Source organism: Gammaproteobacteria bacterium (genome assembly GCA_024235095.1).
Classification (GTDB): Bacteria; Pseudomonadota; Gammaproteobacteria; order Competibacterales; family Competibacteraceae; genus UBA2383.
Map to the genome: position 1 here is coordinate 924,137 of JACKNC010000001.1, position 12,967 is coordinate 937,103.

8 protein-coding genes are annotated in these 12,967 nt (G+C 55.2%); all 8 read right to left on the reverse strand.

Annotated elements, in window-relative coordinates:
* Positions 1–13: 13 nt before the first annotated feature.
* On the reverse strand, positions 14–3,532 hold the full coding sequence (locus tag H6973_03970) for an N-6 DNA methylase (GenBank protein ID MCP5124812.1): 3,519 nt from the start codon (positions 3,530–3,532) through the stop codon (positions 14–16).
* Positions 3,533–3,655: 123 nt separating this feature from the next.
* Positions 3,656–5,782 (reverse strand): glycosyl hydrolase family 57, encoded by a 2,127-nt coding sequence (locus tag H6973_03975; protein ID MCP5124813.1) that lies wholly within the window; start codon positions 5,780–5,782, stop codon positions 3,656–3,658.
* A 41-nt stretch (positions 5,783–5,823) separates the two neighbouring features.
* Positions 5,824–6,576 carry a cytosolic protein gene (locus tag H6973_03980; GenBank protein MCP5124814.1) on the reverse strand — a complete coding sequence of 251 codons (753 nt, stop codon included), beginning with the start codon at positions 6,574–6,576 and terminating at the stop codon, positions 5,824–5,826.
* A 36-nt stretch (positions 6,577–6,612) separates the two neighbouring features.
* Positions 6,613–7,464: a site-specific DNA-methyltransferase gene (locus H6973_03985; GenBank protein ID MCP5124815.1), complete on the reverse strand. Its 852-nt coding sequence runs from the start codon at positions 7,462–7,464 to the stop codon at positions 6,613–6,615.
* A gap of 121 nt (positions 7,465–7,585) precedes the next feature.
* Positions 7,586–9,043, reverse strand: coding sequence for a magnesium transporter (gene mgtE, locus H6973_03990; protein ID MCP5124816.1), 1,458 nt, complete (start codon positions 9,041–9,043; stop codon positions 7,586–7,588).
* A gap of 30 nt (positions 9,044–9,073) precedes the next feature.
* Positions 9,074–10,309: a flavodoxin-dependent (E)-4-hydroxy-3-methylbut-2-enyl-diphosphate synthase gene (ispG, locus tag H6973_03995; GenBank protein ID MCP5124817.1), complete on the reverse strand. Its 1,236-nt coding sequence runs from the start codon at positions 10,307–10,309 to the stop codon at positions 9,074–9,076.
* A 21-nt stretch (positions 10,310–10,330) separates the two neighbouring features.
* Positions 10,331–10,876, reverse strand: a complete 546-nt coding sequence (locus H6973_04000; GenBank protein MCP5124818.1) for a hydrolase — start codon at positions 10,874–10,876, stop codon at positions 10,331–10,333.
* A 12-nt stretch (positions 10,877–10,888) separates the two neighbouring features.
* Entirely contained in the window at positions 10,889–12,880 is a 1,992-nt protein-coding gene (locus H6973_04005) for an LssY C-terminal domain-containing protein (protein MCP5124819.1), read from the reverse strand.
* Positions 12,881–12,967 lie beyond the last annotated feature (87 nt).

Consider the following 12,967-nt stretch of genomic DNA (forward strand, 5'->3'; position numbering starts at 1 on the left):
TTCTGCGCTGACCCTATCCGCTACATTCGCTAACATAACGAGAATTGGTATGATAATTTTCATCCAGCATCGGGCGCATGAGCACAAGTGCGGTAATCCGCCGCGCGATCCAGGTCAATTCCAGGGCTTCATCAGCGGACAAGGGCCGTCCCAGTAATTCCAGCTCCCGATACGACAGCCATTTTTTAATCACCTGATAGCCGCCCAGCGTGAATTCCCAGACCGGGCGCGGGATATTTTTCCAGTAGCATTGTGCATTCAGGTAAATATCCAGGGTTTCCGCGCCTAAACCCGGCTGTTCGGCGTCGGTTAAGGCGCGGCTGACCGCTTTCCCTTTGCCGGGCATGGTGACGCCGCCTTTGCCGGCATGACCCCAACCGGCGGTGACTTTAAGATGTTCCGGCGTGAGTGCGACATCATTCGGAAGAGTCAGCAGGGCGATGGCCGCCAGTTCCGGGCGTGGTTTACCTTGAGTGATGCCGGGCAAGGGTGTTTCAATATCGAGCAGGGCGGCGATTTTCTGACCTAATTCAGCGGAGGCGAGCAGCCGCTCTCGCGTGGCGGGTAATGGAATGCGCGGCCAGTCCTGTTTCAGCGCTCCGGCATTGTCGGTGCGATAGGCGGGGGCGTGAAGAATGGCGACGATGTGGTGAAACAACGCTGGCGCGTCGGCATCGAGGCGGGTGAGGTAGTTGGCGGCGGCAGGGCTGAGATTGGGTTGGTAAGTGCTTTGGCTGGCGAAGGGCTTGAGATAGATGGGAAAAAGATTTGCGCCTCTTTCAATCAAATGTCCCGCGCCAATTCGCTGAATCACAACGGGCGGATCAAAGTCGCGCCGTAGTTTTTGGGCAGAAGCAACCCATAAATTATGTTGGAAAACATGCGGAATGTATTCGCTCCGATTTCGATCAAGCAATTTGGTTTCCGCTTCCCAGTACAACCACCGAACATCAAAGGGCCGATAAACATAACGCACGATATTTTCCGGCCTGAATCCACGTTTTTGCAGAGTTGCGCGTGTTGCTTTCGGATCAAAGCTGCTGGTTTTCTCCATCAAAGCAGGCGCAATTCTTCGTATTTCTTCATCGCTGACCTTCGGATCGAAATACTTGCGCATCCGTTGTTCCAGCGCGGCGCGGTCAATGTCGACCAAGGCATCGTCGCGGCTGGTTTTGACGCCGGGGTAGGAGGCGGGCAACAATTCGGGCAGGCGTGGCCAAGCGAGATAATACGCCTCCACCTGCATGGGCATGAAGGGCAGGCCCAACGCTAGTGGCGGTTGCAGCACCGAGTAATGAGATTCCGGCGACGGGTCGAGGCTTTCGGCAAGTTCTTCACGCTTGCGCTTGCCCCACCAGTGACGGAAATGGAGCAAAGTCTTTTCAGTTCCCCCCTTTGGCAAAGGGGGGCTAGGGGGGATTTCTGAGTCTGCACTAAATCCCCCCCGACCCCCCTTTTTCAAAGGGGGGAGATCCGCATGAGTGATTTCCAAAGGGGGGAGATCCGCATGGGTGATTTCCAAAGGGGGGAGATTATCGCTCATGGGAGTTTCTGTATTTTCAGGGATTTTCCGCGCCATCAAGGCAATCGCCGTCCCGACCTGTATCCCTTCCGGGTTGAAATCGGTGGAAAAAACGCTGGGATCAGGCAACCCTTCCGGGGTCAGCTTGCCGGTTTTGTACTTGTCGCCATTCAGGCAATCAATCCAAATCCGGTCAAACTTCTCCAGATAGCGTTCCCGCATTCCAGTAAACGACAGCCCATCCAGCCAGGAATAATTTGAGATAAAACAAACCACGCCCCGCCCACTGTGTTCGACGATATGCCGCTCCGCCATCCGGTAAAACCGCACATACAGATCATTCAAACCCTGCCCTTGCGGCGCGGGCGCATGGCGGGTTTGCCGATAGGCGCGGGTCAATTCCTGTTCCTCGTCCACCGCCACCCCGGCGAATCCGTTGTAGGGCGGATTGCCTAGAATCACCAGAATTCGCTGTTCCTGTTTCACTCGACGCGCCGCCTGATTCTCCGTCATCAACTCCGGGAAGTTCAGCATCAGTTGCGCCATGCGCCGCTTGCCTTCCTCATCCGGCGGTTCCCAACCGGTCAGCGCATTGGTTAGATAAACGCCTAGCCGCTCCATTTCGCTGGTCAACGGATCGGTTTCCAGCGTCGCGCCCCCCTGTTGCAGCAGCAAACCCAGTTGCAAATGCGCCACCACATACGGCGCGGGCAATAGCTCGAAGCCAAACACCCGCTTCAGCGCCGCCTGTTTCAACTTCGCCCCGGCCAAGCTGCCCAAACCCTGTTCATCCAGCCGGGCCTTGATCAAGCGCAACACCTCGGTCAAATACGCGCCGGTGCCGCAACACGGATCGAGAATGAACACGCCCGGATCGGCCAACCCGTCCGCAATGCCCAATTCTTCCCGCAACACCGTATCCACCCGCGCCACCATATAGCGCACGATCTCCGGCGGCGTGTACCACACACCCAACTGCTTGCGCAGTTCCGGGTCAAATGCTTGCAGGAACGGCTCATAGAAATACTGCACGGCGTTACCGGCGGCGAACAGGCGGAAAAACGCCTCCCGATCCACCCGGTTCAACACCCCATTCACCCAGTCCAGCACCTCGGTCAGTCCCAGCGGCAACAACCGGGACGGCTGCGACAATTGTTCAAACAACCCGCGAATCATCGGTACGCGCAAGATCCAGCTGGCCAGCCGCCAGTCGAAACGATCTTGCCGATTCGGTTGTTCCTGAGACCACAACACCCAGGCGGAAAACACCCCATAGAACAAGGTCTGAATCAGCGTAGACCGGAAAAAATGCTCACCCTCCTCCGCCTCGAAATGCAGGCCCAGCGCATTCTCCAGCGCCGACCGCAGCGCCAGCAGCGCCGGCAAATCCGGCTTATCCGCCAATCGCGTCCTGGCCTCGCGGGCATACGAGGCCAGGAACCAGGCCACGTCACGCGGACTGTTCAACGGCGCAGCGCATAACATGACCCGCTGCAAATACTCCACCAGGCGTTCACCGTGGGTTTGGGCAAACGCACGAGGCTGTTGCAGCCGGGACTTGAATTCATCAACCGATTCCGCGAGCCGCAAGGTTTCCAGCATCACCGACTGCCCCTGCCGATCCGCACCAATCAACAGAAAATCCCGATAATTGGTCACCAGCACCAGCCGGTAGCGCTCCCAATACTTGCCGACCTGCGCCCCACCCGCCGTTAGCCAACTATCGTCCGCCATCCCCTTGATCTCGACCACGCCGCGTTCCGGCAACTGGCCGGGCAACGGTTCGGCGACGCCTTTGGGTAGTTGATTCGCGGTGAACAAGCCTACATCCGGGTTGCCCGCCCCGGTATTCTGCAATTGCGACACCGCCAGCACACGCGGCTTCAGCATCTCGCCGACCGCATTCAGCAACTGGATCAGCGCCGGATAATAGGACGTTTCCTGAACGCCGCCGCCCGTGGCGCGAATCTCAGCCAGGACAGTAAAGTAGGTTTCGGCAGGGGAGGTCATCGTGGGGGAGTGTTGGGGTTAGGGAGTATCCCCCTAACCCGCTTGCTAAAGGTGAGGAAACCATAGCAGGGACGCTTTGCTCCCCTTTGAAAAAGGAGATCTGGGGATTCCTCTTCTGCGCCGCTACGCCAGATACACCCGCTCCAGCGCACTGCGTGAGAAGTTCCCCTTGCTGTCTTCCGCCTCGATGTAGTAACGCACATCACCCGCGCCGACTGGCAACTTCGCCGTGTAATAATTTCCGGTGATTGCCGCACTGGTTTGCGTGGGATACGGGCCATGATCGGTCATCGCCAGCCGCGTTTCGCCGTTCGCATCGCGCAATATCAGCGTCACCTGCTTCAGCCCGCTGATGTCGTAAACGAAGGTATGCACCGTACCCTCGCGCGGCGCATCCAGCAGACAACCTTGCCCCCAACGCTTGCCGCCGGGATTTTCCGGGGTCACCCACGGCGCAAAAATGGTCGGTCCAGTGCGATCTTTGCCAGCGGCTAGCAGGGCGTCAACCTGACTCTTCACCACGCGATAACCCTGATTGGCGGCGTTGGTGACTTGCTGATCCCAAACGTGTTGCCCGGTCCAGTACCAGTAGCAACTGGTCTCGGCAGCCAGCATCAGCCAGGTAATATCATGCAGTCCAGCCTGGTTGGGATCGACGTCTTCCAGGGTATGCACGACATTCTGGAACGCAGTCAGCACCGCCCAGGAATTGAGATCCGGCGAATAGGGCTGATCGTAACGGCTGAACCACTTCATGAACTGCGGATCGCCATTGTCGGCCCCGCTCCAGGAACCCGGTTCGATATGCGCCGCTTGTTCTGGATCAGGCGGGAACCGATCGAGGTAGTCATGCACCGAGGTCAGTTCAAAGCGCGGATCGCCTTGCAGCCAACGCACCATTTCCCCAGTGTTGTGGTTGTAGTAGCTGTCCGCGCCGCCGCCGTGATTGTCGCCGTCGGAGTGCAGCAAGAAAAACGGCGGATGCTTGGGGTCAAACGTCCCAGTGTCGACGATCCGGTTATAGACCTGGCCCAGCACGTCGGGATATTGCAGCGCCCCGAAGCCGCCCCGGGCGTCCTCGTTGCCGATATAGCGCTCCGCTGGCACCGCGATGATTTTATGAACCTTGCCCTCTGGGTCTTCATACTGCACATATTCCGGTTTCAGCAAGCTCGGCGAGATTTTCGACCCGGCCCAGATATTGTGCAGTTGCAGCCAGTCATTGACCGGCGGATTGACCTGTTCGGCGGGATTCGGCGGCAACATGCCCTCATTAATGCCTGCGTAAGGATAATCCTGGCAGGCCCGGAAGCGATGGATCGAATCATAAATCACCGCCTTGACTCCGGCCTGATTCAGCGCCGGGATCATGCGAATATGGAAAGCGGTTTCCGGGGGGAACATCACGCTGGACGCTTCCACGCCAAACGCCGAGCGGATGATGTTCCGATGCCATTCGACCTGCTTGACGATGTCCCGCTCCGGGATCAGCGCCATCAATGGATGAAAGAACCCGAAGGCCACGAAATCCACGCGGGGATGACCCAGCACGGTTTTTTCCTGGGCGATGGCGCGCAACTCATGATTCCAGTTGCCGAACCGCCCGCCGCACAGACCATCGGTGGCGCAACGGTCCAGTTGCTCGATCAGCGAACCGCTCCAACTGGTCGACAGACCCCCATGCGGCAGGCCGCCGCTGATGTATTGACGCGCGGCGGTGGGAATGAAATGCGTGTAGGGGCCGCCGCGCGCCCCGAAGATGCCGTCCTTTTCGCCATCCCAGTAATACTGGTCAGTGACGTTATAGTAGGGCTGGTGCATGTGCTTGTGGATGCCAAAGTACAGCTTGACCGGAGTATCGCCCGGCCCGGTGGCGACCCGAATCACCGGCTTGGCCTTGACATTCGGCGCGATGCGCAACTGGCGAAATTCCTTGATCCAGTCGCCGCCGCCGGCCTGTTGAATATCGGCCTTGCGGCAACCTTCCGCCTGTACAGTGATCGTGTTGGGCCACAACAGTCCCGCTGGAACGGTGGCTGTGTAGTGGTAATCGCCATCGACGACCGTTTCCTCCAACGCCTCACCGGTGATCAGGCGCTGTCCGTCCGGCGCGTGCAGGATCATCTGGGGAAACGGAACCTGGCCATCAGCGACGAACGTGAGGGTAAAGGCCGGATTTTTGCCAGATTCGTCACATTCCAGCGTTTCGGGCAGTTCAATCTGCAGAATACGGTTAAAAACATCAGCCATTGCATAACCTCGCGTTGATGGGAGTGGTAGCAGTCTTCGTTTCACGGTAGAAATTTGTCTAAGTCAAAATTGTTGCTATTAAACTCTACAAGTCTAATCCAGTCTATCGCCCCGTTTTCATCACAGAAACGGTCGATAAATTCCTTGGTAAATCGGTTTGTTACATTGCTCTTCCCAATGAAAAACATTGCATTGTGTTCTTGGGCCATATATCCAACAGGTTCGATAATTTCTGTATAGAGATGCTGATTCCCGCTAACAAGATACCAGAAGTTCTGCCCTACTACTTTCATATATCCGCGAACGTAGCTTGTTTTTGTTTTTCCATAGCAGATACCCAGCACAGGTTGAACATTCATGCCTCGCTTCGATTGCTTGACTCGGGTTACGGCATTTTTCAGATCCTGTTCCAATTTGTTTTGTTGAGAGCTGTTACCCCAATTTGTTCCTGATTTTACGGAGATCACATAATGAACGCTGTTATTGATGAATTCCAAATCCACTCCTGGAGCAGTAGACTTGTGGCCTCCACAGGTCATCTCGGCAATGTAAACAGCTAATCCTTCTAAAAAATCCCCAAATAGCTTTTCTTCGGAAGAAGATAAGAAAGCCTCAAGCAGGTTAGATATTAACTCACTTGCAGTAGCGACATTTTTTGCCTTGAAGAGATAAGGATTTTTAGTCAACAGTTTATCAAGTTTAAGTTCTTCAAGTGATTTAATGCGACGGTGGTGAAAGTCTGCCACATGCTCATTAACATAAGTACAAACCTTATCCAGATCAAGAAGATTCATTAGTGGAACACTTTTTAAGAAAGATATTTAAGAGGTTTAATAAATTTCTTGTTCTTCCACAGTATCAGGCAATTGAATTCGTATTTGAGTTAAACGGTTCATAGAAACATCGATATATTCAGGATTAATTTCAATTCCTGAATAGCAACGCCCCATCTGCGCTGCTGCTACAGCCGTTGTGCCAGAGCCAACAAATGGATCGAGCACAACATCACCTTGCTGAGTAAAAAGTCTGATGAACCACTTAGGTAAGTCAATGGGAAAAACAGCGCTATGATTTCGATTAGAGCATTCGGTAGCCATGTGAATAACATTCGTCGGATATACCAAATTACGCCCTAACCAGTTTGAGATATTTTTTCCAAAACCGCTGCCTACTTTGGATTCATCTCTCATTTTGTCGGTTTGACTCAAATTAGACAAGCGATCTTTTGCCCAGTCCCCTACTGGAACCATAACTTCTTGCTGATACATATTAAATTTCTTATTTTTATTAAACTGAATGAGTCTTTCCCAGTTATCCCGAAACCGGTTCGGCCATTTACCAGGATATGAATTTTTTTTATGCCAGATAAATTCCTCAGTCCAAAGCCAGCCTTGTTTTTGCATGGCCAATATAAGTTCTATAACATAAGTATGTCGTTCTCCATCTACGACTCGCTCTTTAATGTTGAGTATAAAAGTCCCGGTAGGCTTCAATATACGGAGTAATTGTTCCGATTTTGGCAAAAACCAATCAACATATTCATCAGGATTGACTCCACCATAAGTTTTTTGGCGTTGATCTGCGTAGGGTGGCGACGTAAAAATTAAATCCACTGAGTTATCAGGGAATGCTTTTAGGACATCACCACAATCACCAGGAAAAATTCTGTTCAGAATTTCCACCGTTACGCTCCTACACAGGTTTTAACCGAAAACCTAAACACTAAGACAGTTTGTGAAAGATTTTACCAAAATGGTCAGGCAACCCGCCGCCGCCAATTGCCGAAAATAAATTTGCTGGGTCCTACAGCAAAAAAATCGTTGCCAGCCCCAGAAAAATGAAAAATCCCATGCCATCGGTGATAAAGGTCAGTAAAACGCTGGAACCTAGCGCCGGATCACGACCCAGACTGTGCAAAATCAAGGGAATGGCCACGCCCATTAGCGCAGCCAGCAACAGGTTCAGCAGCATTGCCGCGGCCATAACGCCCCCCAAGGGCAGGTTCCAGTATAGCAGGTAGGCGAACAATCCCACGGTGGCCCCCCACACGATGCCATTAAGCAGCCCCACGCCCAACTCCTTAAATACCAGATGCCAGGTATTCTCCGGGGTAATTTCACCCAGCGCCAGGCCACGCACCACCAGGGCCGTAGTTTGATTGCCGGAATTGCCGCCGATGCCCGCGATAATCGGCATCAAGGTCGCCAGAGCCACAATTTGCGAAATCGTCCCTTCAAACAGACCAATCGCTCGGGAAGCGATGAACGCAGTACAGAGGTTGACCGACAGCCACAGCCAGCGGTTACGGGCGCTGTCCCAGATCGGCGCGAACAGATCCTCGTCGCCGCGCAAACCCGCCATGTTCAGCACATCCTCTTCCGACTCCTCGCGGATGTAGTCCACTACTTCATCCACCGTCAGCCGGCCCACCAGCCTACCCCGTTCGTTGACCACCGGCGCGGATACCAGATCGTAGCGTTCAAAAGCGCGGGCGGCGTCATCGGCGTTGTCCGTGGCGTTAAAAACCACGGAATCCGTTAGCATCAGCTCCGCCACAGACGTTTGCGGTTCATTAAGCAATAGCGCCTGCAACGGCAACACGCCTTTGAGCAGATGACGGGCGTCGACCACGAACAGGCAATCGGTGTTCGGCGGTAAATCCTCGCGGCCACGCAGCAGCCGTAACACTTGTTCAACCCGCTGATTCTCGCGCACGGTGAGGACATCCTGACTCATCAAATGACCGACCTGGTCTTCGGTATAGGCCATGGTGGTCCGCAACCAGTCGCGGTCGCGGGCGTTTAATGACTGCAGGACTTCCGTTAGCACGTCGTCGGGCACGGCCTCGGCGAATTCCGTCAAATCGTCGGCGTCGAGTTGACCTAGCACCCGCACCAGGGCAGGCCGTTCCAGAATCTCGATCAGCGAATCCCGCACGGCGTCCGAGACTTCCAGCAAGACCTCTCCACCCTGCTCATCGGGCATCTGGCGCCAGACCAGCAACCGGTCATCGACCGGCAACGCCTCAAGGATGAAGGCAATATCGGCTGGATGCAGACTGCGCAGTTTAAGTTGCAATTCCACCAAGTGCTGACGATGCACCAGCGATTCGATCAGATCATGGCGAGGACTGCGCCGGTCACGGTCGATCATGATCTCGACCAGCTGATGCTTCTCCAGTAGCTTGACGATTTGCCGCAGATGATCCTCCACCTTATGGGAAGATTGGCGGGTCATGGCGGCAGAATCAGAATCGGTCATCGGAAGTTCACATTAAGTCGTCTTGAGCATTTAGCCTTGGGCCTCGTAACGCCGCGCCACATAATCCGCGACAATTTGCTGGAATTCGACGGCGATGCTTTCACCTTTCAGGGTCACCGTCTTCTGGCCATTCACGTAAACCGGGGCCACGGGAACCTCTCCGGTACCGGGCAGACTGATGCCGATATTAGCCTGTTTGCTTTCGCCAGGGCCGTTCACGACACACCCCATCACTGCCACTTTCAATTCCTCGACTCCGGGATAACGCTCACGCCACATCGGCATTTGTTCACGCAACCAAGTCTGAATGTCCTGGGCCAGGCGCTGGAAATAGTCGCTGGTGGTGCGCCCGCACCCGGGACAGGCAGTGACCTGGGGGGTAAAAGAGCGTAGCCCCATCGCTTGCAGAATCTCCTGGGCGACCTGGACTTCCTGACGACGATCGCCGCCCGGTTCCGGGGTCAGCGAAATGCGGATGGTGTCGCCAATGCCCTCCTGCAACAGCACCGCCAGCGCGGCGGTGGACGCCACGATGCCTTTGCTGCCCATGCCGGCTTCGGTCAGCCCCAGATGCAACGGATAGTCGCAGCGCGCCGCCAATCGACGATAGACCGCGATCAAATCCTGCACTCCGCTCATCTTCACCGACAGAAGGATGCGATTGCGACCCAGACCGATTTCTTCAGCCCGCTGGGCGCTTTCCAGCGCCGACCGGATCATCGCTTCATGCATCACTTCACTTGCCGGTTCTGGCTTCGGCAAACGCGCATTCTCATCCATCAGCCGCACCGCCAGCTCCTGATCCAGGCTGCCCCAGTTCACCCCGATACGCACCGGCTTGTCATGCCGACAGGCGATTTCAACGATCGTGGCAAACTGCTCGTCCTTCTTCCGGCCACGCCCGACATTGCCAGGATTGATGCGGTACTTGTCCAGCAACTCGGCGCAGGCAGGATATTTGCTCAGCAATCTATGGCCATTGAAATGAAAGTCCCCGATGAGCGGAACGCTCACCCCTTGCGCAGCCAACCGTTCCCGGATAACTGGCACGGCGGCGGCGGCCTCCTCGGTGTTGACGGTGATGCGCACCAGTTCCGAACCCGCTTCAGCTAATTCGGCGATCTGTTGGACTGTGGCCTCGGCGTTGGCGGTATCAGTATTGGTCATCGACTGGACGACGATGGGCGCATCGCCGCCCACAGTGATAGGGCCAATGCGCACGGCGATGCAGGGCCGGCGCGGGAGAGGAGAAGCAGCAAGAGCCATAGGGAGTATTCCTGTGCGGACTTAACGCAGAAATTCACGACTGATCTCGCGAAACCGATCCGTGCCGGACTGATGCAGCCACTCAAAGGCAACCATTTCCCGGCTGACCACGCGCACCCCCTCGACGCGCATCCGCTCCAGCGCCAGATCCACATCGCGTGGCGATCGTGAGGAAACCGCGTCAGCGACCAGGTAAACATCCTTACCCGCCATTCGTAAATCCAGCGCAGTTTGCAATACACAAACATGGGCTTCGGCACCGATGACGATAATTTGCTGACGACCGAGCGCATCGATGCGCCTCATGCAATCTCGTTCGGCGGCGCAGGAGAAATGGGTTTTTTCCATAAATGCTTCCACTGGCAGTAGATCGCGGATCGCCGCTACTGTAGCGCCAAGTCCTTTCGGATACTGTTCCGAAGCGAGCACCGGCACCTCCAGTCGCTGGGCGATCTGGATCAACCAAGCGCCATTGGCCACAACGCGGTCAGCCTCGTGAATCGCTGGCATCAGTCGTTCCTGGAAATCAACGACTAACAAGCAGGAAGTTTCGGCTCTCATCAACATCGGTCAATCCTCTCAATCAGCAATCAAGATAATAAATTCTTTGGGATTGGAACCCGTAACCCGCTGGGTTTGCAAGCCTCGCCAGGCGGGGATCAGTAAATCCATCGGAACATGAGAGCGTGGGTCATCCACCGCGAAAGTGAAGAGGCGCATCCGGGGTTCGCGCTTCTGACGACTGATGCTGCCGACCCAGATCGGCGCATCACTTTCCCGCAACCGCTCGCCGATATCCCAGAACCGCAGCAGCCAGCGGGTTTCAGCATGGCTACTGTAATGAACCATGATGAACTCATCTTCGCGTCCATTGTGGAGTTGCGGCAACACTGGAAGCTCCTCCAATGTGATTTGGGGATTTAGCCAGAGTAGCATGCTCTTAAAATTCAGCTTTGGCGCTAGGCGCCAACCGGTTTCCTGCAACCGTTGTTGCAATTGTTCGCGGTTTCCCGCCCATTGCAGCAACAAATCTTGGCGGCGATGTCCCTGGAAATCCAGCCGTTGCTGGGGTAATTCCCGCCAACCGCCTTGCCACCACTGATCCCGCGTCTGCGTATGCAGCACGGTTTGCGGCTGATAACGATGCAGATCGGCCTGGTAATCAAGACTGACATGCAGAAAATCAGTGGCCAATAAGGCAACTACACCGTAAGCCAGCAGTCCGCGCCAATGCAGGTTCGTTTTCGGATGACGGTTATACGCAATGGCTAGCACCGTTACCCAAATCAATCCGAGGCATAGACCCGCCAGGGTATCGGTCAGCCAATGGATACCCAGATAAAGACGAGCGAAGGCAATGGATATAATAATGAATGCTACTGCCAGGTAAACGAGCCAGCGGCGAACCAGCGGAATCTCTCGGGCAATCAGCGCTGCCAGGAATCCAAAGACCAGGGTGCTGAACGTCGCGTGGCTCGAAGGGAAGGAGTAGCCTTGTAAACCGTGTGCGACATCATCTGGACTGGAAACGGGTAATAATATACGGAACAGCAAATTAGTCGCCATGCCAAAACCCAGCGCTGCCAGCCAGTGCCAAATCGCTGAGTGGTTGCGCTGCCAGACCAACCAGCCGAAAACCACTAGACTTACAGGTAAAGTTACCTGATAATCACCTGCTTCAGTGATAAACACCATCACGGCATCGGCCCAAGGCGTGCGTAACTCCTTAAAAAAGTGATAGAGACTTTGATCCAGACCACTGGGCAACTGTCGACCGGCAGCGCTCAGACTCAGGCCGAGGAGCACTGTCCCACCCAGTAACAGCGTCGCCAGGGTCGCTAAACCGCGCAACTCTCCTTCGCGGGGATCAAGCAGCGAGGCGCTGATCGGACCGATAAAGCGCCGGCCCTGGCTCCAGACGGTGAATCGCTGCAACCAATCCGTGGCGTGGGCCTGGAATATCCGTACTACATGAGTGACTAACCAGACAGTCAGCCACAGCAGTATAGCGACGATCAGGATTAACACGACTAACCGTCCAGCCACACGCGAGGCGATGTCCAGTGAGGCGCCGAACGCCATACCGGGAATCAGATAAGCCGGCGCCCACAGGATTGCCGAGATCACGTTAGCGATCATGAAATGCCGCCAAGTCATGTCCATCATCCCGGCCACCGTAGGAATCGTCCCACGCACCGGCCCGAAGAAGCGACCAAACAACACGCTTTTACCACCATGCTTGCGGAAGAATTCCTCGCTGCGGGCAATCATCCCGGGGTGCTTAGTGAAAGGCCAGACTTGCCGAATACTCTGATGGAACGCGCGACCCATCCAGAAACTGATGGCGTCGCCGACAATAGCGCCTCCGGTTGACCACCAGTAAGCGGTCCAGAACTCCAGATGTCCCAAGCCGATCAGCGCGCCCAGACTGAACATCACCAAAACGCCGGGGATGATGACGCCGATAATGGCCAGTGATTCCGTCATGGCAGTGATGAAGATGACGAGACTCATCCAGCCAGGATGGGCGGCTACCCAGACAAACAGCGCATTGACGAATTCGGATTGCATCGGTTTCGGATAGATAGGCAGCAGTAAATGTTAACTATAGAGGTTCCAAGTATCAGGAATGGAAACAGGGAGTTGTTCCCGAATTTG

Coding starts and splice junctions, on each gene's coding strand:
- H6973_03980 (MCP5124814.1), bottom strand. CDS start 6,576: ATGAATCTTCTTGATCTGGATAAGGTTTGTACTTATGTTAATGAGCAT.
- ispG (MCP5124817.1), bottom strand. CDS start 10,309: ATGGCTCTTGCTGCTTCTCCTCTCCCGCGCCGGCCCTGCATCGCCGTG.
- H6973_03970 (MCP5124812.1), bottom strand. CDS start 3,532: ATGACCTCCCCTGCCGAAACCTACTTTACTGTCCTGGCTGAGATTCGC.
- H6973_04005 (MCP5124819.1), bottom strand. CDS start 12,880: ATGCAATCCGAATTCGTCAATGCGCTGTTTGTCTGGGTAGCCGCCCAT.
- H6973_04000 (MCP5124818.1), bottom strand. CDS start 10,876: ATGTTGATGAGAGCCGAAACTTCCTGCTTGTTAGTCGTTGATTTCCAG.
- mgtE (MCP5124816.1), bottom strand. CDS start 9,043: ATGACCGATTCTGATTCTGCCGCCATGACCCGCCAATCTTCCCATAAG.
- H6973_03975 (MCP5124813.1), bottom strand. CDS start 5,782: ATGGCTGATGTTTTTAACCGTATTCTGCAGATTGAACTGCCCGAAACG.